The 22,510-nt window shown below is 69.9% G+C and carries 23 protein-coding genes and 1 pseudogene; 15 read left to right on the top strand and 9 right to left on the bottom strand.

All coding sequences use genetic code 11. The annotated features are described in order from the left end of the window. Positions 1 to 63 precede the first annotated feature (63 nt). From ACWCSU_RS25570 to ACWCSU_RS25560, 3 genes are all read right to left on the bottom strand, one after another. The gene (locus ACWCSU_RS25570; protein ID WP_357706019.1) at positions 64 to 957 is read right to left on the bottom strand and encodes a carbon-nitrogen hydrolase family protein; all 894 of its coding nucleotides are present in this window, start codon (positions 955 to 957) and stop codon (positions 64 to 66) included. A gap of 595 nt (positions 958 to 1,552) precedes the next feature. Beyond that, a complete protein-coding gene (locus ACWCSU_RS25565) occupies positions 1,553 to 3,523 on the bottom strand; it encodes a right-handed parallel beta-helix repeat-containing protein (RefSeq protein WP_449938061.1) in 1,971 nt (656 codons plus the stop codon). A 134-nt stretch (positions 3,524 to 3,657) separates the two neighbouring features. Next, positions 3,658 to 3,879: a hypothetical protein gene (locus ACWCSU_RS25560; protein WP_449938059.1), complete on the bottom strand. Its 222-nt coding sequence runs from the start codon at positions 3,877 to 3,879 to the stop codon at positions 3,658 to 3,660. Positions 3,880 to 3,882: 3 nt separating this feature from the next. Between ACWCSU_RS25560 and ACWCSU_RS25555 the strand changes: the two genes are divergently transcribed. Together ACWCSU_RS25555 and ACWCSU_RS25550 are read left to right on the top strand one after the other, a co-directional pair. Continuing rightward, positions 3,883 to 4,437, top strand: coding sequence for a hypothetical protein (locus ACWCSU_RS25555; RefSeq protein WP_449938057.1), 555 nt, complete (start codon positions 3,883 to 3,885; stop codon positions 4,435 to 4,437). Positions 4,438 to 4,974: 537 nt separating this feature from the next. Then, positions 4,975 to 5,187 (top strand): annotated as a pseudogene (locus tag ACWCSU_RS25550) (Tn3 family transposase); the annotation flags it as partial. Between the two features lie 104 nt (positions 5,188 to 5,291). Here the strand turns inward: ACWCSU_RS25550 and ACWCSU_RS25545 are convergent. Both ACWCSU_RS25545 and ACWCSU_RS25540 read right to left on the bottom strand, forming a co-directional pair. Further along, positions 5,292 to 6,398 (bottom strand): serine hydrolase domain-containing protein, encoded by a 1,107-nt coding sequence (locus tag ACWCSU_RS25545; RefSeq protein WP_449938055.1) that lies wholly within the window; start codon positions 6,396 to 6,398, stop codon positions 5,292 to 5,294. A gap of 298 nt (positions 6,399 to 6,696) precedes the next feature. Next, a complete protein-coding gene (locus ACWCSU_RS25540) occupies positions 6,697 to 7,080 on the bottom strand; it encodes a hypothetical protein (RefSeq protein WP_449938053.1) in 384 nt (127 codons plus the stop codon). Positions 7,081 to 7,139: 59 nt separating this feature from the next. On the opposite strand from ACWCSU_RS25540, the gene ACWCSU_RS25535 reads away from it, so the two are divergent. From ACWCSU_RS25535 to ACWCSU_RS25520, 4 genes are all read left to right on the top strand, one after another. Continuing rightward, positions 7,140 to 7,379 (top strand): hypothetical protein, encoded by a 240-nt coding sequence (locus ACWCSU_RS25535; protein ID WP_449938051.1) that lies wholly within the window; start codon positions 7,140 to 7,142, stop codon positions 7,377 to 7,379. A gap of 323 nt (positions 7,380 to 7,702) precedes the next feature. Next, complete coding sequence (locus tag ACWCSU_RS25530; RefSeq protein ID WP_449938380.1) at positions 7,703 to 8,104, top strand: NUDIX hydrolase; 402 nt, start codon at positions 7,703 to 7,705, stop codon at positions 8,102 to 8,104. Between the two features lie 88 nt (positions 8,105 to 8,192). Next, the gene (locus tag ACWCSU_RS25525; RefSeq protein WP_364101359.1) at positions 8,193 to 8,711 is read left to right on the top strand and encodes a SigE family RNA polymerase sigma factor; all 519 of its coding nucleotides are present in this window, start codon (positions 8,193 to 8,195) and stop codon (positions 8,709 to 8,711) included. Beyond that, positions 8,708 to 9,961, top strand: coding sequence for a hypothetical protein (locus ACWCSU_RS25520; protein WP_449938050.1), 1,254 nt, complete (start codon positions 8,708 to 8,710; stop codon positions 9,959 to 9,961). The genes ACWCSU_RS25525 and ACWCSU_RS25520 overlap by 4 nt, the downstream gene beginning before the upstream one ends. A gap of 130 nt (positions 9,962 to 10,091) precedes the next feature. Here the strand turns inward: ACWCSU_RS25520 and ACWCSU_RS25515 are convergent, their stop codons facing one another. After that, positions 10,092 to 10,661 carry a maleylpyruvate isomerase family mycothiol-dependent enzyme gene (locus ACWCSU_RS25515; RefSeq protein WP_449938048.1) on the bottom strand — a complete coding sequence of 190 codons (570 nt, stop codon included), beginning with the start codon at positions 10,659 to 10,661 and terminating at the stop codon, positions 10,092 to 10,094. Between ACWCSU_RS25515 and ACWCSU_RS25510 the strand changes: the two genes are divergently transcribed. The 7 genes from ACWCSU_RS25510 to ACWCSU_RS25480 all read left to right on the top strand — a co-directional run bounded on the left by ACWCSU_RS25510 (position 10,581) and on the right by ACWCSU_RS25480 (position 16,235). Continuing rightward, the gene (locus tag ACWCSU_RS25510; protein WP_449938045.1) at positions 10,581 to 10,943 is read left to right on the top strand and encodes a TetR/AcrR family transcriptional regulator; all 363 of its coding nucleotides are present in this window, start codon (positions 10,581 to 10,583) and stop codon (positions 10,941 to 10,943) included. The genes ACWCSU_RS25515 and ACWCSU_RS25510 overlap by 81 nt on opposite strands. Before the next feature lie 254 nt (positions 10,944 to 11,197). Next, complete coding sequence (locus ACWCSU_RS25505; RefSeq protein ID WP_449938044.1) at positions 11,198 to 11,815, top strand: RNA polymerase sigma factor; 618 nt, start codon at positions 11,198 to 11,200, stop codon at positions 11,813 to 11,815. Next, positions 11,812 to 12,660, top strand: coding sequence for a zf-HC2 domain-containing protein (locus ACWCSU_RS25500; RefSeq protein ID WP_449938042.1), 849 nt, complete (start codon positions 11,812 to 11,814; stop codon positions 12,658 to 12,660). Before ACWCSU_RS25505 ends, ACWCSU_RS25500 begins: the two co-directional genes overlap by 4 nt. After that, positions 12,645 to 13,502 carry an ATP-binding cassette domain-containing protein gene (locus ACWCSU_RS25495; protein WP_449938041.1) on the top strand — a complete coding sequence of 286 codons (858 nt, stop codon included), beginning with the start codon at positions 12,645 to 12,647 and terminating at the stop codon, positions 13,500 to 13,502. The genes ACWCSU_RS25500 and ACWCSU_RS25495 overlap by 16 nt, the downstream gene beginning before the upstream one ends. Further along, on the top strand, positions 13,499 to 14,980 hold the full coding sequence (locus ACWCSU_RS25490; protein ID WP_449938039.1) for a hypothetical protein: 1,482 nt from the start codon (positions 13,499 to 13,501) through the stop codon (positions 14,978 to 14,980). Before ACWCSU_RS25495 ends, ACWCSU_RS25490 begins: the two co-directional genes overlap by 4 nt. Then, positions 14,971 to 15,588, top strand: a complete 618-nt coding sequence (locus tag ACWCSU_RS25485; RefSeq protein ID WP_449938038.1) for a hypothetical protein — start codon at positions 14,971 to 14,973, stop codon at positions 15,586 to 15,588. Before ACWCSU_RS25490 ends, ACWCSU_RS25485 begins: the two co-directional genes overlap by 10 nt. Before the next feature lie 410 nt (positions 15,589 to 15,998). Next, positions 15,999 to 16,235 carry a hypothetical protein gene (locus tag ACWCSU_RS25480; RefSeq protein ID WP_449938037.1) on the top strand — a complete coding sequence of 79 codons (237 nt, stop codon included), beginning with the start codon at positions 15,999 to 16,001 and terminating at the stop codon, positions 16,233 to 16,235. A 191-nt stretch (positions 16,236 to 16,426) separates the two neighbouring features. Here the strand turns inward: ACWCSU_RS25480 and ACWCSU_RS25475 are convergent, their stop codons facing one another. The 3 genes from ACWCSU_RS25475 to ACWCSU_RS25465 form a co-directional block, all read right to left on the bottom strand. Further along, the gene (locus tag ACWCSU_RS25475) at positions 16,427 to 16,942 is read right to left on the bottom strand and encodes a DUF3592 domain-containing protein (protein WP_449938035.1); all 516 of its coding nucleotides are present in this window, start codon (positions 16,940 to 16,942) and stop codon (positions 16,427 to 16,429) included. 549 nt (positions 16,943 to 17,491) lie between these two features. Beyond that, a complete protein-coding gene (locus tag ACWCSU_RS25470) occupies positions 17,492 to 17,962 on the bottom strand; it encodes an SAM-dependent methyltransferase (RefSeq protein WP_449938034.1) in 471 nt (156 codons plus the stop codon). A 188-nt stretch (positions 17,963 to 18,150) separates the two neighbouring features. After that, a complete protein-coding gene (locus tag ACWCSU_RS25465) occupies positions 18,151 to 18,819 on the bottom strand; it encodes a class I SAM-dependent methyltransferase (RefSeq protein ID WP_449938033.1) in 669 nt (222 codons plus the stop codon). Between the two features lie 61 nt (positions 18,820 to 18,880). Between ACWCSU_RS25465 and ACWCSU_RS25460 the strand changes: the two genes are divergently transcribed. Continuing rightward, positions 18,881 to 19,519, top strand: coding sequence for a TetR/AcrR family transcriptional regulator (locus tag ACWCSU_RS25460; RefSeq protein WP_357708351.1), 639 nt, complete (start codon positions 18,881 to 18,883; stop codon positions 19,517 to 19,519). Positions 19,520 to 19,656: 137 nt separating this feature from the next. Next, positions 19,657 to 22,464 carry an ATP-binding protein gene (locus tag ACWCSU_RS25455; protein WP_449938032.1) on the top strand — a complete coding sequence of 936 codons (2,808 nt, stop codon included), beginning with the start codon at positions 19,657 to 19,659 and terminating at the stop codon, positions 22,462 to 22,464. Positions 22,465 to 22,510: the final 46 nt, after the last annotated feature.

Below are 22,510 nucleotides of genomic sequence, written 5' to 3'. Positions count from 1 at the left end.
TAGCCCGAGCGTGTCGCCGGACGCGATGCGGTTTCAGGCTCGGCGGGTGACGCCGTCGCACGGTCAGAACGTCGTGCGTGTCTCACTGCGGGGATCTCCCGACACCAGGTGATCGTCATAGAGTCCGGCGCGTGCCAGGCGGCGCCAGGGCCGGGCCAGGCGGACCGACACGTCGATATCCGCCTCTGACGCGTCCAGGTCGAGATCTGCCACGGCCAGCGCCGGTCGGCCGTTCGCCGGACAGCGCGCGAGCCAGCGGCCGCCCGGCGCGACGATCCCCGACGGGACGGTCGCACTGAACTGCGCCGGGACGGAGTACCCGATCCAGTAGCCGTACAGCCTCCCGTATGCCTGCGCGACAACCGCCCGCGCCGCGTCGTCGACCATCACCGACAGCAGCACGCAGTCCACGTTCAGGCGCTCGTACTCGGCGAACACCTCGGGGAACTCGGCCTCGATACACAGCGCGCACCCGAACCGGATGCCGTCGACCTCGAAGACGACCGGGGACGAACCAGGCGCGTACATGTACGAAACCTCGGTGTTCGACAAGAACCGCTTGTCGTACCGCGTGACCAGCCGGCCTCGATCGGACACCACGTACAGGCTGTTGTGCGGCCGGTTCGGCGGGGTCAGCGGGTGGATCGAGCCGAAGGCCACCCAGAGCCCGAGCTCTCCCGCCAGTTCGGCGATCGATTCGGCCTCCTCGCGCAGCACGTCCCATCGGACCCGGCTCCAATCCGATGCGCTCAGCGTCCCAGGCGGCCCCGAAGACATCACGTGCTTGCTCGGATACGTGATCGCCCCCTCCGGAAACTGCACCAGCCGCGCCCCGGCCGCGACCGCCTCTCGCATCAGAGCGCGCACCTGCGCGCCACTGGCCCGTAGCGCACCGGGATCGGCCGGATTCTCGGGTACCGTGCTCTGCGCAACCGCCAGTCGCAACGTCCTCGCCATCCGCGGACGATATGGCAGATGCCGAGCCGGCACCACGCCTTGTGACGGCGGCGTGCCGACTGCGTTGCGCAACGTCTGGTCCGCGTCGAACGAGGACGGCCGGCCGTGCACCCCCACAGTGCGATCCTCGAAGCGCATCACCGCGGCCCACGGCCGTCGAGAGCCAGTGATGACGCACGCGCGAAGCGAGGGGAGGCGATGTGACCGGCAGCCGACAGCGAGGCCGGGACCCGCGTTCTGGAGAGCAGGCTACGGACAACGGCGTTCAGGCGGACCGCGGGCGCCACAACACCACGCTGGTGGAGGTGTGGCCTCTGCTCGGATTGCGCCTGGCCACCTGACGCACGGCCGTGCTCGAACTGGCCTTCACCCACCTTGGCGCGTCCGAAACGCGGACGGAGCACGTCCACGGCAAGATCGTCTCCGGTGTCGGGTATGCCGACACCCGGCCATGGCCGACGCCGTTTCCCGAACGTCAAGGGCCCGGCTCCCGTCAAGTCGAGAACCGGGCCCCTGACCACTTGTGGGGCCTCAGGCCGGGTGCGTCACGCACCTTTCCGGGATGAGGCACCCATCAGAGGGGCCTCCGTGTTCTTCAGGCCTTCTGCGTCTCCGCGCCGCGCATCGCCACGTCATCGATCCGGAAGGCGGACCCGGTGGGGGCGCTCCAGACGAAGGTCCAGTCGACGCGGGTCGCGCCCGTCGGCGCGGTGAACGTGCCGGCCGCCTCGGTCCAGGCCGTCTGCTGGGCCAGGGAGATGGGGTCGGTACGCAGCACCGTGCCGTTCTCGTCGCGCCAGCGCACGTTCCAGGTGACAGTCGGCATGGTGGCCACGGCCTCGCGGTACCACAGCGAAACGCGGTAGCTCTTACCGGCGATCACACCGCTGTAGCCGGGGTACTTGTCGATCGCCACCGCGCTGCCGGCCCCCTCGGTGCTGGTCAGCTGCAGCGAGCCCGTGCCGCCGTGCGCGTCGCCGGCCTGGTGCGTCACGCTGGATCCGTACCAGGCGGAGTAGGGCGCCGTCGAGACGTCCTCGAAGTTCTGCTCGGTGATCGGCGGCGTCGCGGGCGCCTTGCCGTCGAACGTGCTGCCGGCGTCCTGGCCGTACTGGGGGCCGACCCACTCCGCGGCCGTGACGCGTCTGCCCATGTCGTAGATCCTGAACTGCCACGGTCCCGTGTAGGTGTTGTCGTGCCAGGAGTTGTTCGACTCGTAGACGATCGACTTCTCGATCTTCTCTCCCAGGTACGGGGACCAATCCGGGTGCGCCGTGCCCCAGTTCGACAGCAGGCTCATCTGCCCGCAGTACTGCGTCGAACAGCCGCCGTCGACGGTACCGGGGTCGAAGGAGAACGTGTTGTGGTGGATGTCGAGGTTCTTCGTCCACCAGCGGCAGTCGGTGTAGAGCGGCTGGTCCTTGATGGCGGGCGCCGAGCACTTCGAGGTGTTGGCCGGCCCGACGATCAGCGTGCAGTCTCTGGTGGTCGAGGCGGCGCTGCCGCAGAACCGGTCGGCGTTCGCCCACGCGGTGATCCCGCCCCAGTTGTTCTCGAGCAGGTTGCCGGTGACCTCGATCTTGCTGGTCCGCGCGGGGATGCGCGGCTCACCGTCCGCCTCGGACAGGTAGATCGCCGCATCGGGGAACGAGTCGCCCTTCGCCGCCCGCTCGGCGCCGGCCTTCCAGGTGTTACGACGGAGGGTGTTGTTCCGGATCACGGCGTTGTAGCTGATCTCGTAGAAGATCCCGATCGACTCGTTGTCCTCGATGAGGTTGTTCTCGATGAGGAAGTCGTTGTTGTTGGTGTCCGCCCAGATCCCCGGCCCGTGGTTGTGGTGCACCCAGTTGCCGGTTACGTCGGCACCGTTCACCGCCCAGAACTTCAGGCCACCGGTGCATCCGCACCCTTGGCCCTGGTGTTCCCAGTCGTCGGTGTTGTTGCCGGTGACCTCATTGTCCGCCACCACCAGGCCGGTGATGTGGTCGCCGTGCTGGGACGCGTTCAGGCCGAGCTGGCCGTTGTCCTTGATGCAGTTGCCGCGGATCTGGTTCCTGGCCCCGGCCATCAGCGCCGCGCCGGAGTTGTCACGGAACGTGTTGTGCTCCAGGACCCAGTCGTTGGCGGCGCTGTGGTTGACCACAGCCTCTTCCTGCGGCGCGACGAACCCGGTGACGGTCAGGTACCGGATGGTGACCCCGGTGGCCGTATCGCCGAAGGCGTACTGGTTCACCCCCTTCCCGTCCAGCACCGCGCCGGGCGCGCCGATGAACGTCGCGTTTTCACCGGGCAGGATCTGGGCGTATTGGGCGGGTTCCAGCGTGTGCGTGCCGGTCTCGAAGTAGTACGTGGTGTTCGCCTTGCGTAAATCCACGCCGCTGTTGTCGCCCGCGGGCACCACTACCGCACCGGCGGGTGGTGTGGTGGGGCCGTTCAGCGACGAACTTCCGCAGACCGCAGCTTTTGTCGCCGTTGCCGTCGTAGCCTTGGTCGCCGGATTGACGGCATCGCCATTCGCCGGCGTCGCGCCGCCCATGACGACAGTGGCTAGTGCGACCAACGCCATTGGCCACGTTCTTCGCATTCGTGTTCTCCTCGGGTTTTCGGCCAGCCCTTACTGTCATTTACTGCTAGCCGTCAACACTGTAGCTCCCGCTCGCTCACAAGATCGAAGCTTGGACAAATTGGACACACTAGGGGTCAATCGGGCCCCCGCTCAGTGACGCCGACCGCCCCGTCACGCCCGTCATCGGGCTGGACCGTGGACGACCACCTCGCCCCTGTGCGAGCAGCACGGCGTCCGCCTGTCGGGAGTCTGCCGACGTAGGCGTAGTCGTTGCGCAGGAACTCGGCGCGATCGTCGAAGTCGGCCGTCCGATCGGGACGGCCGGGCCTGCCCACCAGCACCTCCACCTGCAGCACCCCTTGACCGCGCTGCCCTCGACCGGCAGCCGGATCGTACGCTTGGAGCGCGACAACCAGCCCCCTTCGCTTCCCCCGGACATGTCCATGCTCTGCGACCATCAGGCGCTCCGCCTCGGCGCGCAGGTCCTCCTGCGCGGGGACCTCGGAGCGGAAACGGTCGAGCTGGGCCGGCTCATCCATGACGAGTGCTGCGGGGTAGGCCCCGCCCGGTTCCGCCCGGACCTTCGCGCGAGCCCGGTTGACGGGCGAGCGGACCGTTCCGACGCGGATGCCGAGCGCCGTGGCGGCGCTCTCCCGCGTGGGACGATCCTGAGAGAGACCGTCTCAATGCCCGGCAGCGCGCGGCATCGCCGCCCGCCTGACCATCCAGCCATTCCAGTCCAGGACCCGGCCGGCATCCTGGACGAGCAAGAGCGCTGGGACCAGTTCCAGCGCTGCCTCGCCGACTCCGCCCTGCCACTCGACGTCCGGGCCGCCGGAGCCTTGCTCCTGCTGTTCGGCATGCCCAACTGGAGCGCCTACCTCGCCGCCCGCAATGCTATGGTCCCGCCATGACTCAACAGCGATCAACGGGACCGACCGGCTTCCAGTAGTGCGCCAGGAAATACCTGGCGGTGCTACCCGGGGAGCCTCATGTCCCGCACTGCCCATCACATTGATCGTCCGATTCCCGACGGGGGTGACCTGAGGGGAGTCCCATGGCGATCAGTGACGATAGTTGATCGCCGTTACAGCGCCGCATGCCTGCGACAGGCACGACGGGCCGGTCACCGGCCACTTCCGATGCCCCTCCGCCGCAAGGTCGACGTCTACTCCTGGGCCAGGGCCGACCCGCGGGACCAGTCGGTATCAGAGTGGGCCGACGTCGAGGAGCGTCGGACACGCCAACGCCTGCGCCTCAGGCTCGAAGCCATCCGCAAGAGGGTCAACGCCACTGCCGATGGCTCTCTTGCCGTCGAGGCTATTGGTGATCTCGAAGTTCTCCCCGCGCGACACCGTCGCAACGCCATCTGGCAGTACTGATCACGGAATGCTGCATCCATCGAATAAGTGCTCTGGCCCAGTAAATGATCAGATGATGGGGATCGGAATTTGGACACGGTATTCGGGATCTTCTCCATGCTGGGCCATCGGTTCGCGCCTCGCTTCGCCGACCTGGGTGACCAGCGGCTCTGGCGCGCCGAGGTGCCCGACGTGACGACGCCGTCGTACGGGCCGCTGGAGGCGATCGCCCGTAACAAGATCAACCGGCAGAAGATCGCTACGCAGTGGTCGGACATGGCCCGGGTCGCCGGATGCCTGGTCGCCAACCAGGTCCGCTGGGGCTGGTCGTCAACGCGGCCGCGCTGTGGAACTCGACGTACCTGTCGGCCGCGGTCGACCGGCTGCGCGCCGCTTCTCCGGCACGGTCAGCCGTGCAGCGCGACGTCGTACAGAGCCGCGAGCGCTTCGTCGATGGGATGGGGGTGCGGCCTGCCCGTGGAGTCGAGCCTGTTCCACCTCTGCATGTTCACCGCGACGGACATCTGCCGCTTGCCGTCGGCGCTGCTCATGGCCAGCGCTCCGGCGCCCCAGACGGTCCCGCCATGCCCCCAGAAGGTGCCGCCGGGCGTCTCCATCGGGTACAGGCCCAGCCCGTACTCGATGATCTTGCTCTCCTGGGAGACGACGCGGACGGTACGCCGCATCTCCGCCAGCGACGACGGGCCGATGATCTCACCGGCGAACAGCGAGGCGTAGAACCGGTTGAGATCCGCGACGGTCGAGATCAGCGAACCCGCCAGTCCCGCGAACGACATGTCGAAGACGCTGAAGTCGCGCGGCGGCTCGATCATGCCGAACCACGCCTCGTAGATCTGCGACTGCGGGCCGCCGAACCGCGGCTCGTCGGGAAGCTCGGTGTCCCGCAGCCCGGCGCGCTCGATGACGTTCCGGGTGATGTACGTCTCGGCCGTCGTGCCGGTCACCTGCTCCAGAAGCTGGCCGAGCAGGAGGTAGTTGGTGTTGGAGTACAACCCCGGAGTGCCGCCTGGCGCGCTGAAGGCGGGGGCGGAGACGCCCTTCTCGATCAGCTCGATGGGGTGGAACCGGGTGAGCCGGTGGTCTTCCAAGCTCTGCGGCCTGGTGTCGGCCAGGGCCGGGAAGGCCTTCAGGGAGGGGTAGACGTACGGGAGGTATTCGGCGAGGCCGCTGGTGTGGTTGATCAGCATCCGGACCGTGATCGCGTCGCCGCGTTCTCCGGGAACCAGCTTCGGCAGGTAGCGGCCGATCGGCGCGTCGAGACCGATCTGACCGCCTTCGACCAGCTGCATCACCGCGGCGGCGGTGAAGGTCTTGGTGATGCTGCCGACCCGGTGCCGCATGTCGGGGGAGACGGGGCGGCCGGTGGCGAGGTCGGCGACCCCGGCGGCGCCGCGCCAGACCTCGTCGCCGTCCCGTACCTCGGCGAACAGGCCGGGCATGCCGGCGCGGTGGACGTTCTCCAGGGCGGCGTTCAGCTCTTCGGGACTTCTCATGACACGCGTCCTTTCGTCGGGGCCGGACTAAAGTCCCTATTATGCACGCACCGCGTGCATCGCCAAGTGCATACGTCTGCCGATCCCGCAACACCCTGGCCCTGCGCGTGCGCAGATCCCCGGGGCGCCAATACCGGCTCGTGGTCCTCATTCCGCGAGGCCGGGATCAGCATCCTCACCCCAGAAGAGCTCGGGAGCTGTTCCGCGTCGCGGTGCTCGGCGCCGACCCCGACCGCTTCACGGCTCTGGCCCACTGCGCCCGGGACGTCCGCCCTCTCAGGGTGGACCGGCGTTCACCTCAGCAGTTTTTGGCCGACGGTGTGCAGAATCGCACCTCGGGGTAGCGCTGGGAGGGCTTGTCCAGGAGGGACTGCGGCCTGCCGCGCAGGTGCAGGTCGAAGAAGGCGGTGACGTACTCGCGGGTGATGTCGACGGAGCGGGTTGCCTTCAGGCCGCTGCCGAGGCTCACGCCGAGCTGCTGGAGCAGCATGTCGTAGTCGGTGAAGGACGGGTGCAGCGCCCCATTCACCACCAGCCGGCGCTTCCATCCGGTCAGGCGTTCCCAGTCGCGTTTCCAGGTGCCGTCGTTCGAGGGGGCGCCCATCAGCATGAAAGGTCGCGCCAGTCCGCTGTCGCGGATCGGGAGGAACAGGCTGCCGTCCAAGTTGATCCCAGCGCGCACCCGGGAATCCTTCGACATGGTCTCCGGGACGGCGGCCCCAGTTCTCGTAGGTGTGGTCGATGCCGGCCACCACGTACCCCCTGCTCGCCAGGTCCTCGGCCAGGCCCGTCAGCGAACTGCGAGGCCAGGTGAAGCCGGGCGACAGCACCACCAGCGGGAGGCTGCGCCGGCGTCCCGAGGGCTCGGCGTCGGTGAAGGCGTTCGTACGCGTCCAGCTCAGCCCGTCCGGCGGGATGGTCTCCAGTTCCTTGATCCCAGAGCCTTTCAGGAGCAGCTCCGACTCCTTGGGCGTGACGTAAGGCGCGCGCCGGCCGGTGTGCGCCGCCGTCGGATACCACAGGGAGACCATGAGCTCCCGCGACGGCGGCCACGATTGCGGGCCTTCTTCGCGCGGGGGAGGGGGTGTGGTGTGTCATTGGGGTTGATCTTGTGGTTTCGGATCGGCGCCGGCATCGGCCGCGAGTCCAGGACGTCCTCGGCCGAAAGGTTGATCTCCGGAGACGAGGCCGAAACGAACGGCCGAGCCGCTGCTCAGCGTTGGGCCGGCACGTCGGAGCACGTCGTCTTAGGCGATGTGTCCTCGCCGAGGGCCTGATGATCCATAGGCTTGGGCGTGTGGGTGATGCCAGGGCCGGCGAGTGGACGCGGATGGGCGAGCTGGACGAGCCGGCCGGGGCCTGGACGGGTGCTGCTGGAGCTGCCGGGCGGAAACGCTGACGGAGACGAGCCGGTCGAGGTCGCGGCCGCTCGGGAACTGCTGGAGGAGACCGGCTACGAAGCTGCGACCCTCGAAGTGGTCATGCAGACCTTCCTGTCGTCGTACGCCTCACATCGCCGCCACGCGGTCCTGGCCCGCGGTTGCCGGAAAGTCGCCGAGCCGAGTCTGGACGACGCCGAGTTCATCGAGACCGTGCTGATGCCGGTCGGCGCGTTCGTCCAGCACGTGCTCAGCGGGCAGCTGACCGACACCGACGTCGCCTTCGCGGGGCTGGTCGCCGCCGGATACCTGAAGCCGGCCATCTGACTGTCCGCGGTTCTTCCATCGGGCCCGGGCGTGGGTTTCCTCCAACCGGCTTCCGACGTCCGGCGTTCATTAGGGCGGAAGGAGTCGTATGGACAGATATGAAGGATTCCGGGAGTTCGTCAGCGCCCGTCAGCAGGCGTTGATGCGCACCGCGTACCTGCTCACGGGGGACGCGCACCGGGCTGAGGACCTCCTGCAGACCGTGCTGACCCGGATCGCCAGACACTGGCCCAAGCTGGCCAAGGACGGCAATCCGGAGGCATATGCCCGGCGGGCCTTGGTCAATGAGCACGTGTCCTGGCTGCGGCGCAGACGCTCGGACATCCTGACCAGCAGACCGCCGGAACCGGCCTACGATCCGGAGTCCGCCGGGCTGCACCGGATGGTCCTGCAACAGGTGCTCCTCCGGCTGACTCCGCGGCAGCGCGCCGTCCTCGTGCTGCGTTTCTACGAGGACCTCAGCGTCGAGGAGACCGCCGACGCGCTGGGCTGCTCACCCGGCACGGTCAAGAGCCAGACCCACTACGCCTTGGGCCGTCTGCGCGTCCTCGCGCCCGAACTGGCCGATCTGTTGTCCGAAGTCGATCCGGTGGAGGTGCCGCGATGACGAGGTTCCGTGACGAGCTCGACTCGATCGCCCGACAAGCACCCGACGTCGATCTCGCCGAGGTCGCGCTGCGGGGCGCCCGGCGTACGCGAACGGCTCTGATCAGCGGCTCCGCGACCGCGGCCGTCGCCGCACTGACGCTGGCCGTCACTGTTCTCATCAATCCCGGCGGGCCCGCCGGCGTCGGCACCGTCACGAGCGGTACGCCCTCGTCCGGTGCGACCTTCCACGGCATCCCCGCGCGGCCCACGCCGTCGCCGGAGGACCTCGTCCCCGTCCGCGCCGTCCTGCCCGCGTCCGGGGTGGGGCCGGTGCGCTACGCCTACTACGACTTCTGCCAGGACACGTGGAAGCCCGGCGAGGACAACGCGCCGGTGGCCGACGAGACGTGCCTGCAGTGGAAGGTGGTCCTGCAGGACGGAACCCGGTACCGGGTCGCCGATGCACTGAGCGTCTACACCGACCAGACCAAGAAGAACTACATGAACACCGCCGCCCCGCTGGCGATCTCCCGCGACGGACGCCGCATCGCCTACTACGCCCCCGACCGCGAACGCTTCACCGTCCGCGAGCTCGACACCGGCCAGGTCTGGGAGATCCCGCAGGTCGTCCGGCGCAAGGCCATGGTCAAGGGCGGCGGACTGATCACCTTCTCGCCGGACGGGCGCCGGCTCGGACTGAGCCTGAGCGGCATTCCCCAGGTCATCGTGGACGTCGAGAGCGGGCGGGTCGTCGAGGAGGCGCCCAAGGGCTGGTTCTTCCTCAATCCCGCCGACGAGGGCGTACCCACGGTCGTGGAGCATGAGCGCGCCCGGTTCGGCGTGCTCTCGGACGGCAAGGTGACGGTCTTCGCCGAGCCGAAGACCTGGGCGCTGACGGGAGCCGTCGGCCCGGACGGCGCGACCGTGGCCATGCTGACCGGCCCGACGGCGCAGGGGGAGAGCATGACGAACGGCGAACCGTACGACAAGGTCGTCACCGTGGACTGGGCGAGCGGCAAGGTCAAGTCCGAGGTCAAGCTCGACCCGCCGCGGCGGCTGCGTCCTTACCGGCTCGGAAACTGGCTCAACGAGCGTGAGGTCCTGGCCTTGGGCAGCGCCGAACACGATCCGGACTCCGGCCGGTCGCCGGACCTGGGCGACACGGCCTACGCCATCGACGTGACCACCGGCAAGATCCGGAAGCTCGGCGACTACCGGCTGCCACCGTGGGGCGGCAGCATCTCGGCGCCCGGCTTCCCCGGCGGCTGACGAACCAGGACAACCTGGTCGGCCTCGGCCTCCTCAGCCGGCAACCATCCGCATCACCCCCGATAGATCACCCCGCCCGCACGTTCCGACGGCCCCGAACCCAGGACGCCGATCCATCGGGCCGTTCGGTTCAGGTGGTGATGTACCGATCCCGTGCCGTGCCGTGGAGGTGTCCCGGTGGGAGCTTGCGGCCGTAGGTGACCAGCAGGAGGTCCTGGGCGGAGCCGGTCAGGGGAGTGCCGGTCCCGAAAGACCAGTCGAGGTCGTCGGCGCGCAGTTCGACGCCGTCGAGATCGGCTCCGAAGAATCTGAGGCTCCGGGGGGTGACGTGCTTCAGGAGGAGGCGCACGCGGTCTTCCGGCACACGGCGGTCGATGCCGAGGGCGACGGTGATGTCCAGGCCGTGGATCACATCGTGGCCCAGGGCGGCCGCGATGCCGCCGACCGGCGGTTTCCAGGGATGGTCCGCGTTGTCGCGGATCGCCCTGACCAGCTCGGCCGTGGACAGGGCGGCCGCGTCCTGGCGGGCCCGCCGGTCTGCCATCCGGTTGATGTCACCCCGTGCCTTGACTACTTCGAGCACCATCCTGGGCAGCGAAAAGCGGAACCCCATCGACATGTGAGCCGCGACCTCTCGTACGCGCCATCCGGCGCACAAGGTCGGTGCGTCCCACTGGGCGGGGGGCAGGCTGTCCAGCATCGTGGCCAGCTCCCGGCGTTCGGACGCGATCGCGGTGGTGATGTCCATGGTTGCGCTCTTTCTTGGTCAGCCGTCGAGGAGAGGGTCAGCGGGTCCCAGGCGCGAGACCGGCGGGCCCTGCTGGCCGCCGCGCGCCTGATCGTCGCCCGCGACGGCCACCGGGCCAGGCTGGAGGAGATCGCCGAGCAGGCCGAGATGACCACCGGCGCCGTCTACTCGCTGTTCGGCAGCAAGAACGGCCTGCTCGTCGCCCTGGTCACCGACTACCTCGGCCTGCCCTGACGTCGCCGCCCGAGCACAGGGACAGCACCGTGGCCACGCTCGTCCTGCCGGCGTCCAGCGCCGGACTGCGCGAACGCGTACACCATGGATCACTCACAGTGCTGGCGCCTCAAAGAGCGGGACGACATCGAGGCGCATGGCGCGGACCACGAGTCCGGCCGGCGCTTCTGCGACCGATGGCGGGTGACTCCCGAAGTTGAGATATATCTGCCACCACGGAACCGGACCCGGCAGATCTTGCGATAGATCGGAATGTGCGCAGATTCCTCAAACGCCACCGGGAACCGCCCCCGGTCGGTCCCGACAGTAACGATGCGGAGCTGCTGGCGGCCGTTGCCGCCGAGCGGGTGGAGGCGCTGAGAATCCTGCACCAGCGGCACGCGCCCTGGCTGCGAGTACGGCTGGCCCGCCGGTGCTCCGACGCGGACCTGGTGGACGACGCGATCCAGGACACCTTCGTCGCCGTCTGGCGCGACGCGCATCGCTACCGGGCGCAGGACGGTGAGGCGGCGGCGTGGATCTGGACCATCGCGATCCGCAGACTGATCTCCGCGCTGCGCCGGAGCGGCGCCGCCCCGCCCGTCGCCGCACTTGACGGCTCTCTCGCGACGGGAGGCCGCCGATCAGGCCGCCCGATCTCCGCAGAGCTGATCACCGAGTCGGCCGAGGACGCGGTCTTGGTCGGCGTGGAGCACGGCGACCTGGGCGCCGCGCTGGCCAGGCTGTCGCCGGACCTGCGCGCGGCCATCCAGGCCACCGTGCTCGACGGCATCACGGTGCGTGAGGCCGCCCAACTCCTCGGCATCCCCGAGGGAACCGTGAAGACCCGCGTCATGCGGGCCAAGGCTCAGCTCAGGGGGTATCTCGCATGAACGCGCAATGGCACCTGCCCGAGGAGCTGATCGAGTGCTACGTGAGCGGCCATCTCGAACCGGTCCAGGTGATGTCGGCGGAGAGCCACCTCGCCCGGTGTGAACGCTGCCGTGCGGCGGTGCCGTACGAGCGGGAGTGGCTCGCCGTGAGCTGGGCGAGGATCGAGGACCTGGTGGACCGGCCCCGGCCGCGGCCGGTGGCACGGCTCCTGTGCCGGGTCGGCGTCCCCGAGCACGTGGCCACGTTTCTCGCGGCGACCCCTGCTCTTGCCAGGGGGTGGCTGGTCGCGGTCACTGCGGTGACGGCTTTCGCCGTGGCCGCCGCCCACCTGGTCAGCCGTGATCCTCAGCCCGCCTTCGACGCACTGGTGCCCTTCCTCGTGATCGCGCCCGTGCTGCCGCTGGCGGGCATCGCCGTCGCCTACGGGCCCCGGGTCGATCCCGTCCACGAGATGCAGGCCGCCACTCCCATGGGAGGTGCCAGAGCCCTGTTGTTGCGCGCCGTCGCGGTGCTGGTGACCGCGATCGTGCTGACGGGGATGGCGACGCCGCTGCTGCCCGGCCCGCCGGGGCTGACGGCGGCGTGGCTGCTGCCCGCTCTCGCACTCACCGCGGCCACCCTGGCCATGTCGACCCGATTCCCGCCGCTGATCTCGGCTGCCGCGCTGACCGCCATCTGGTTCGGCGCCGTGGTGGCCTCCGCCAGGCTCACCGGTGACGCGCTGGCGCCCTTCTCGCCGGCGGCCCAGGCCCTGTACGGCGCGGCCGCACTGATCCTCATCCCTCTCATCTACCTGCGGCGTGCCCGCTTCGACTCAGGAGAGCCCAAATGGACCCGACCGTGACCGTTCGCGGCCTGACCAAGAAATACGGCCGGGCCGTCGTTCTCGACGGCCTCGACCTGGAGTTCGGCCGGGGAGTGACAGGACTGCTCGGCCCCAACGGCGCCGGCAAGACCACCCTGCTGCGGAGCCTGGCGACCACGCTGGCCCCCGACGGCGGCCAGGTGCGCGCTCTGGGCCTGGACCCCGCGGATCGGGAACAGCGGACCGCCCTGCGCCGCCGCCTGGGCTATCTCCCGCAGGAACCGGGCTTCTACCCTCACTTCACGCTGTTCGAACTGGTCGACTACGTGGCGATTCTGAAAGAGCTGACGGACCGGCGTGAACGCCACCGGGAGGTGCGCCGGGTCCTTGCCGAGGTCGACCTCACCGACCGCGCCAGGACGAAGGTGCGCAAGCTGTCCGGTGGCATGAAACAGCGACTGGCCCTGGCCCAGACGCTGCTCGGCGAGCCCGACCTGCTCATCCTCGACGAGCCCACGGTCGGCTTGGACCCCGAGCAGCGCATGCGGTTCCGGGCGCTGGTCTCCCGGCTCGGAGAAGGCCGTACCGTGCTGCTGTCCACCCACCAGACCGAGGACGTCGCCGCTCTGTGCGAGCGCGTGATCGTGATGAACCGGGGGCGCGTGGTGTTCCAGGGCACCCCCGGTGAGCTCGCCACCGTCGCCTCCGGCCAGGTGTGGATCTCCGATGCGCCTCCCCACGACTCTCGCCTGTTCTGGCGGACCGCGGACGGCCGCTACCGGACGCTGGGAGCCGGCCCGCGGGGTGCGGCCCCTGCCGCGCCGGCCGTCGAGGACGGTTATCTGCTTCTGCTCGGCGAACCGGTCGGGGCGGCGACATGATTTTCCGATCGTTGTTCCTGTTCGAGGTCATCAGGCTGCTGCGCAGCCCCGTCCCTTGGGGTGCCGCCGCGCTCTGCCTGGGGCTGCGGTTCGTCGCGACCTGGCAGTGGCTGCCCGACCTGAGTGTCGATCCGGCGAGCACGTCGGGTGCGATGCTGCTCCTGGCGGCGGCCATGCTGCTCGCAGCCAACCTCGCGACGTCCCGGGACATGCGAGGCGGCATGCCGGAGACGCTCGGAGCGCTGTCCGGCCACGCCGCGGAGCGGACCAAAGCCGCGATTTCGGCTGCCGTGACGGTCGGAGCCGGGGTCGCGCTGCTGGTGATGGTCGTCTACTTGCCGGCGCGTTTCGCGATGGGTCCGGTGGCGGGCGTGTTCGACCCCTACGAGGCGCTGGGCGGGGTGCTGGCCGTGCCCTTCGCCGCGGCCCTCGGCGCGCTGCTCGGCAGGTGGGCTCCCTGGCTGGTCGCGGTTCCCGTGACGGCCTTCCTGATCGGTGCTTTCACCTGGCTGAACAGTCAGCAGAGCGGTTACGGGGGCTGGTTTCTGCCCGTCGTGCTCTTCCACGGGCCCGACTGGCCGCAGCGCCCATCGGCGTTGCACGCCGTCTATCTCCTCGCCTCCGTCGCTCTTTTCGCCGCCCTGGCCCTGCTGTGGCATGGGGCCAGGCCGGTGCGCCTGGTCGCGGCCCTGGCCGCCGTGGCGGTTGTGGTGCCCACGGGGGCGGCCGCGACCGCCGCCGCTCCCGGCGAGGAGATCAACCACCGGTTCGAGACCATGCAGGGAGATCCGGCCGCGTTCCTCGACGGCATGGACGCCCAGGTCCGGGAACGGTACTTCGCGCGGGACGCGCGGCAGTGCGAGAAGCACGGCGCCATCACCTACTGCGCCTTCCATGACTACGTCGCCTGGATTCCGTCGTGGGTGTCGGCGGTGAACCCGGTGGCGCAGGCGCTGCCCCCGGCGGAGCGTGACCGGCTGCCGGCCGTCCGGCAATTCACCGACAGCTGGCTCAGCGCGGACAGCGACGAGGGGGAGTCCATCAGCACCTATATGATGTGGGGACGCGCCGGAGCCGAGGACACCTACCGGGCCGTGCTCGCCTCCCAGGTCATTCGCTCCGTGCTGGGACTGCGACCGCCGAGGACAGGTTGCGACCTACGGGGCCAGAGCAGGGCACTGGTGGGTCTTTGGCTGCTCGGCCAAGCCGTTGCGCCGGCTCCGCCCGAGGACCGGGAGATCCAGCTCGGCTCCTCCCTCTTCAGCTCGGTGCAGTCCCCCCTGGGCATGGTCCGGTATGGCGCGGCCGAGCTGGGGTACGCCCGCAAGCTGCTCGCCACGCCCGACGCCCGGCAACGGATCTGGACGCACTGGGACACACTGCTGAAGCCCGGCACGACGGTCGAGCAGGCGCTTCCGCTGCTGGGCCTGCGCCCCGAGTACCCCGCTGAGCCGTTGAAGGGGCAGCCATGCTCGTGATCCAGCTCATCAGACCGATCGCGCGGGCGATCGACTGGATTCCTCTCGCAGTCACCGGGATGCTCGCCGCGGTCATGGTCTCGGTGATCGAGGCCGGTTCCGCGTTAGGCGTCGGGACCGCTTTCTCCCTGCTCAGGATGATGGGGGTGATGCTGGGCGCCGCCGCTGGATTCGCCGTGATCGACGAGATGACCGCGAGCACGGGCGCGGCCCCGGTGCCCCGCTGGCTCCGCCAGTGGCTGCGCTGCGGCTTCGGGGGCCTTTTCGCGGGTCTGTTCTGGGGGATCGCGTGCGCCATCGCCGTGGCCCGGCTGCCCGAGGGCGGACAGCTCAAGGTGGCGGGGATGGCGGTGGAGGCAGCGGTGTGCATCGCGATCGGCCTGCTGTCGGCGTCGGTGGCCGGGCGCATGCACCAGGGGAAGGCGGCCGCCCTCGCGGGCATGGGCGGTCTGCTGGTGATCGTCTTGGTGAGCCTGGTTCTGCGGGGACCGTACTGGCCGTGGCTCTATCCGGACGAGGAGAACTGGGAGATCGTGCACCACGGGTGGCTGGCCATGCTGCCGCCCGTGCTCGCCGCACTGGGCTGGGCGAGCCGGGATCTACGCTGACGTTCAGGTGAGCGGCCGCGGTCAGCTGGGCGCCCCGGTCGGCGTACTCGTTCGAGCCGAGCACGGCCACGTCGCCGGTGCGCAGTTCCTCGGCCATGCGGAGTAGCCAGCGACTCCGGGCCGGCGCCCGTGTGCGGAAAGGGTCTTGCGTCGTTCAGCGGGCAGCCTGGGTGCCGGTCCGCCGGGTGCTGGAGTCGATGAGCAGGGTGCCCGCGCTGATGGCGACCACCGCTTCGACATCCTGGCCATCGCCCTGTACTCGCCGATGTCACGGCCCGGGGAAGCGCTGCCGATCAACTCGACACGGTTCACCTTCCTCAACCCGTACGTCTAAGCCTTCTACCCGGCTGGGCGCAGGTCACCCGCCACCCCCACGACGAGCACCTGGTCAATCTGATCGGCGGCTGTCGATGCGCAGGCAGGTCCCGCACTCGGTGCTGTCGTCGAGCGTGGAGACGGCCTGGACGTTCCCCTCCGAGCGGACGCCTGAGGCCAAGCCGCTGCCGCTGCTCGCCGTCCGCTACGCACCGGCGGATCTGGACGCCTTCAACCGTGCCCGTACCGGCACGGTGACCAGGGGGCCCGTCCGGGGGGAGCGTGACCCGGTGCACCGCAGGCCCAGGTGGCGTCGCTCAGGCTGGAGATGACGGGGAGAGCTGGCTGCCTGTGCCCATCGTCCCGGTCGGATCCGGCTGGACCGTCATCCGGGCTTACGCCGCCCGCTGATCGACCCGCGATCGTGAACCACGGCCCTTTCACGAGACGGTCGATGGGCGTGCCCAAGATGACCACCGCGGGGGTCCTCGCTGTTCCCGTTGTTCGGGAGCGGCGGGACGTGTCAGCCGACGTCCACGCCCGGAGGGCAGTCGACGGGCTCGGAGGTGCCGTCGGCGTGCTCGATCCGGCAGCCGTTCTCTGGGCCGTCGGACGGGGTGAAATGCCCTGAGATGGCGACGAAGAGGGCCAAGCCGATGGCGGCGGCGATGAGCCCGATGACGATGCCGCCGTAACCACCGCCGACGCCGACGTCACCGGCGGGCGCGGCCTTCGTCGGGTCCTGCGGGTCGTAGAGGACGTCGGTCTCCCTGCCGACGCCCAGCTGCGACTCGGTCCAGGACTCGCTGGTCACCTCCCGCCCTTCGGCGGTCGTGAAGGTCAGCACCGGACGCCGGTGCGCCCTCAGATGCTCGCCGCGTCCCGTGAACGTGGTGGCCACGTCGGTGACCACGCCCGGCACCCGCCGCGCCCCGCGGACGAACCGCCTGCCGTGCACGATCCCCCTGACCGACACCAGCACGACCACGGCGCCGAACGCCACGAACAGAAGGGGCAGGTACTCGAATACTTGCTCCATCGCGCTCCCCTTGGAATCGGCAACACCCGGACAACGATCGACGACGGTTCATGGTTCGCGGCGCTACTCGTCGCCGGTTTCCGAACATCCGCGTGCAACGGGAACGGCCGGAACACGCCAGGAAGGGGCCGTGGGCTGTTGTAGTCGCGGCTCAGCGGGTTCGGCGGCAGGCGCCACCACCCCCTGCCAGGTGGCGTGGCCCAGAGTTCAGGGCGGTACGCCCGGCCTGTGCGAGATGCTGCAGCGCACGCTCCGCACGAGAGGGCCAACCTCGGCTGCGGATCTATGACGGCGAGGTGGCTGCTGGAGATCGATGAGATGGGCCACAAGCGGGCTGACGCTGTGTCGCGCCGCTGGAAGACCGCGTCCAGGACGTGACGGCCTCCGCCCTGGAGCATCCATGCCGAGTGGGCGCATCCACCCAAGGCATCGCGGGGCGCAGCTTCTCCTTGGGCCGGATGGACTTCATCACCCCGACCAAGCCGAACTACGTTCATGTCATAGCTCTCTTCATTGGACGATACCGGCGGGGGCCCGCCGGCCGGAGCCTCAGTAGTAGGAGCTCATGAGCTCGGTGGCCCAGGCCGGTTGGGTGACCGGATGGCGGGGAGCGAACTCGATCAGGTACGGCTTGATATCCAGGATGGGGGTGCCTGACAGCGCGTCCAGATCGGCGACGTGCACGTTCAGGCCGTCCACGGCGAGGAGTCGGCAGCGGGAGACACCAAGACGGTTGGGACGGTATGACCCCCGGTGGGCGAAGATCCCTACAGGGGCCGCGCTCGGGTTCCCTCGTGGGGGATGGGGATCGGTGCGTACCTTGGCCGGGTCGATCCGATCGAAGAGGAAGACGACCTCCAGGTGGGAGAAGCCCTCCAGGCCGAGCACCGCCGAGGCGGTGAAGGTCTCACCGTCCAGCCGGATCACGGCTCGAACGTCGTGCCAGTCGTCTTCGACCATCTCACTTCGGCCGCCCACCACCCGGCCGACTGGTCGCAGGGTCACGGTGTCGGTTGTCATGGTGATCTCCACGTTCTTGTGGCGCCCGAGGGCACCGCGGTGTTCGGCGAGGGTGTTCGAGCCGGTTGAACAGCGCGGATTCGCCGTTCAGATAAATCGGGATTCAGCCGCCGGAGCCGCCCGAGCTCGACTTGCTCGGGCGGCCTGAGATCTGCCACAGACCTGTAGAAACCCGCGGCCGGAGATTGTCAGGCGTCGCGGCGCAGCGTGAACCAGAAGGTCGGCACCGAGTTGGTGCCCGGCGTGACGTCGAGTAGTTCCCAGCCGGCGAACCTGGCGCGGAGCTCGTCGGCTGTGACGCCCGCCGCCCACGACTTGACCTCGGGCATCGGACTGCCGAGCGGCTCGGGGCCGTACCCGAACATCAGCAACCGTGCTCCGGGAGCGGCACGGTCGGTGAGCCCGGCGACGTAGGCGTCGCGGCGGTGCAGCGGGACCCCGCAATAACAGCTCAGGTCGAAGAACAGGTCGAAGGGGCCCGGCACGTCCAACTCGTCGAGGCGGGTGGCGTCTCCGTGCAGCAGCCGTACCGCCACCCCCGCCTGCGCAGCCTTCTCCCTGGCCTGGTCGACGGCGCGGTCGATCAGGTCGACGGCCGCCACATCCCAGCCGTGCCGCGCGAGGTAGATGGCGTTGGTCCCCGTACCGCAGCCGAGTTCGAGGACGCGGCCGGGCGGCAGCGCCTCGTGCCCCTCCACCAGGGCGACCAGTTCGGGTGGCGTCACGCCGGTGTCCCACGGCGCCTTGCCGGCGCGGTAGAAGCCCTCCAGCGCGCGGCGAACGGACTCCTCCTCGTGGTCTCGACGCGTTGGGGCCCGGTCCGGTTCCGGCGTCTGGGCGGCGTTGAGCTGGTCCATCGTCTCCTCCAAGAATCTAGAGCTGAACTCTAGTGACATTATCTAGAGATATACTCGCAATATGGACCAAGTCAAACGGCCGGACAAGCGAGCCGAGCGCTCACGCCGCACCCGTGAGAAGATCGTCGAGGCGGCTCGCGAGCTGTTCGTCGCGCAGGGTTACGGGGCGACGAACCTGCAGGAGGTCGCGGACCGGGCGGGCGTGGCCGTCCAGACGGTCTACTTCGTCTTCCGCAACAAGCGCACGCTGTTCAAGGACGTCGTCGACACATCCATCGCCGGGGACAGCGAGCCGGTCGCCACCATGGATCGTGAGTGGTTTCGCGCCGCGTGCGCCGAGCCCACCGCAGCCGGGCAATTGCGCGCGCACGTCCACGGCACCCGCGAGATCCTGGGCCGGGTCGCCCCGATCATGCCGCTGATCGCGGCTGCCGCGGCCACCGACCCTGAGATCGCCGCACAGTGGCCGGACGGCCCCGACCCGCGTTACACCGTCCAGTACGCAGCGGCCGAAGCCCTGGCCCGCAAGCCCGACGCCCGTCCCGGCCTCTCCGTCGAGATGGCGGCGGACCTGCTGTTCGGCCTGCTCAGCCCGCAGCTCTACCTGATCTTCGTCCGCGACCGCGACTGGTCACCGGACACGTGGGAAGAGTGGGCCCGCACCGCCTTGACCTCCCAACTCTGCGCCGACCCCGGCTGAGCGGACGGACGTCACGATGGTCCGCCGGCCCACGATGCCGGTGGCCAACCTGGCAGAAGTCCGAGAAAGGGACGGGCCGGAAAGGGGATTTTGTGGTATTTGTGTGATCTAGGCATTGGGTCGAGCAGGGAACAGACGTGATCCATGAGCGGCTGATGATCTCGCCGACACTCGTCGGCCGCGCCGGTGAGCTGGCCCATCTGACCGAGACCGTCTCCAACACCCCAGCGGTCGCCGTGGTCGAGGGCGAGGCGGGCATCGGCAAGACCCGCCTGGTGGCCGAGCTGTCCCGGACCGGTCTCCGCATCCTGACCGGCGGCTGCGCCAGGATCAGGGAGCCGTTCCCCCTCGGCCCGATCGTCGAGGCGCTGCGCGAGGTGCCCGATGACCTGACCGGGCTGTCAGCGGTCGCGGGCGCGCTGCGCCCGCTCCTGCCTGAGCTGGCCGAACGCCTGCCGGAGCCCCCCGAGCCCCTGGACGACCGCGCGGGCGAGCGCCACCGGGTGTTCCGCGGCCTGAGTGAGCTCCTGCGCGCGCTGGGCCAGGCCGTGCTGGTCGTGGAGGACTTGCACTGGGCCGACGAGCATACCGTGGAGTTCCTCGGCTACCTGCTGTCCGACCCGCCCCGGGACCTGGCCGTGGTCCTGACCTACCGCGGCGATGAGGCCTCCGCCGACCTGCGTGCGGTGACGGCCCGCCTGCCGCGCGCCGTCGCCCATGCCCGCGTACGGCTGGCGCCCATGGACGTGGCGCAGACCAGGGCGCTGGCGGCGGCGATCCTGGACACCGAGGAGATCTCGCTCGACTTCGCCGAGCACCTGTGCGAGCGGGCCTCCGGCGTCCCGCTGGCGGTGCAGGAGCTGGTGGCGCTGCTGCGCCAGCGCGGGACGCTCATGCACCGGGGCGGGGAGTGGGCGCGCAGGACCATCGCCAGGCTCGACGTGCCGGCGGGCGTGCGCGACCCGGTGCTGGAGCGGGTGGGCCGCCTGTCGCCGCAGGCCGAGGCAGTGGTCAGGGCGGCCTCGGTGCTGCAGGAGCCGATGCCGGTCGAGGTGCTGGCGGCCACCGCCCGCCTGCCGTATGAGAGCGCGCTGGACGGGCTGGACGAGGCGGTGGAGCACGGCCTGCTGACCGCGCGCGGTGAGACGGCGGCGTTCCGGCACGTGCTGGCGGCGCAGGCGGTGTACGAGGACATTCCGGCGGCCAGGCGGCGCGACCTGCACGCCAGGGCCGCCGCCGCGGTGGAGGCGATGTCGTCGGTGCCGCTGGGGCAACTGGCCCACCACCACCGGCGCGCCGGGCACATGGCGGCCTGGGTGGAGGCCGCCGAACGAGCCGCCGACCAGGCGCTGCGGCTGGGCGACGACGCCGAGGTGGTCAGGATCCTGGAGGCGGTCCTGCGGCACGCTCCGCTGGAGGCGGAGCACCGCGGGCGGCTGACGGTCAAGCTCGGCTGGGCGGCCGAGGGGCTGCTGCACATTCCCGACGTCATCGACCTGCTGGCCCTGGCATTGGACCAGGGCCCCTCGCCGGTGCTGCGCGCCGAGCTGACCCTGCTGTTGCTCTATCTGAAGGATGCGACAGGACAGGAGCCCGGCCCCTGGTTCGAGGCGCTGACCTCCGCCGTGGCGGACCTGGACATCGAGGCCCAGCCCGAGCTGGCGGTGCGGATAATGACCGTCCTGAGCATGGGGCGGGACGCCAGAACCGCCGACCGGCACTGGATGGACAGGACGCTGGCCGTCCTGCCCGCGGTCAAGAACGCGCCCCTGCAGATCTTCGTGCTCGGCAAGATCACCAGCAGCATGGTGCTGGTGGGCGACCCGCGCTGGGCCGAGCTGATCGAGGAGGTGCGCGGGAGCCTCGGGCACCGGTCCTGGCACCGGGCGAAGGTCAACGCCTACTACTCGATCGGCTCGGCGCTGGCCTTCGTCGGCGACCACGTCCAGGCGCAGACGATACTACGGGTGGCCCTGGAGGGCGCGGCCCCCCTGGCCGAGGTGAGCGGCGGGGACATGATCGACCGGTGCCGTTCCGCGCTGGCGGTGGCCGACTACTGCGCGGGTTCCTGGGACGGACTGACCACCGAGACGGCCATGCTGGCCGAGCGGCTCAGCGAGCGGCCCAAGGACAGGTACGCGGCGGCGACCGTGACCGCCTGCCTGGCGCTGGCCCGCACCGACGCGGCCGGCGCCGAGTTCGGCATCCGCCAGGTGATGACCGAGGTCCCGGGCATCATGGACGAGACGACGCTGCTGATCACCGCGCTGCTGCGCCAGGCCGTCGCGCGCGGCGAGCCGGACCGGGCGGTGGCGGAGGTCCTGCCGCTGATCGAGTCGTGGTTCGAGCGCGGCCTGGGGCCCTCGGAGGTGCGGACCGTGCCCGCCCTGGTTGAGGCGATGGTGGCGGCCGGGCGTGCCGCGGAGGCCGCGGACCTGGTGAACCGCTCCGAACGGGCGATGGCGGGCCTGCACGCGCCGCTTGCTCCCGCCGCGCTGCGTCACGCCCGCGGCGTCCTCGACCCCTCCGGCGGTCACCTCACCGCCGCGGCCGAGCTCTACGAGGCCATCCAGTGCCCGTACGAGGCGGCCCAGGCCAGGGAGCAGGCCGGGACCGATGAGCAGCTCAGGCGGGCCATCGAGACCTACGAGGCGCTCGGCGCCCGCTGGGACCTGGACCGCGCGGCTCGCCTGGCGCGCGAGCGCGGCCTGTCGCTGCCCGCCAGGCACCGGGGCGGCACCCGCGGCTACGGCGACGCCCTGTCACCCCGCGAGCGGGACGTCGCGCGGCTGGCCGCCTCCGGGCTGACCAACAAGGAGATCGCGCAGGAGCTGTTCCTGTCGGCCAAGACGGTGGAGCGGCATCTCAGCGCCGTCCTGCGCAAGCTGAACCTGCGCTCGCGGATCGAGCTGGCCCTCATGGGGGACGCCGCCACGGCGGAATGAGGGATCTCCCGCATAGCTAGCTGAATGTCCTATTCGTCACGCTCTT

The sequence above is a fragment of the Nonomuraea sp. NPDC001699 genome, assembly GCF_053596455.1.
The sequence above is the reverse complement of the archived record's forward strand: the minus strand, read 5'-3'. Positions and strand labels throughout refer to the sequence as shown.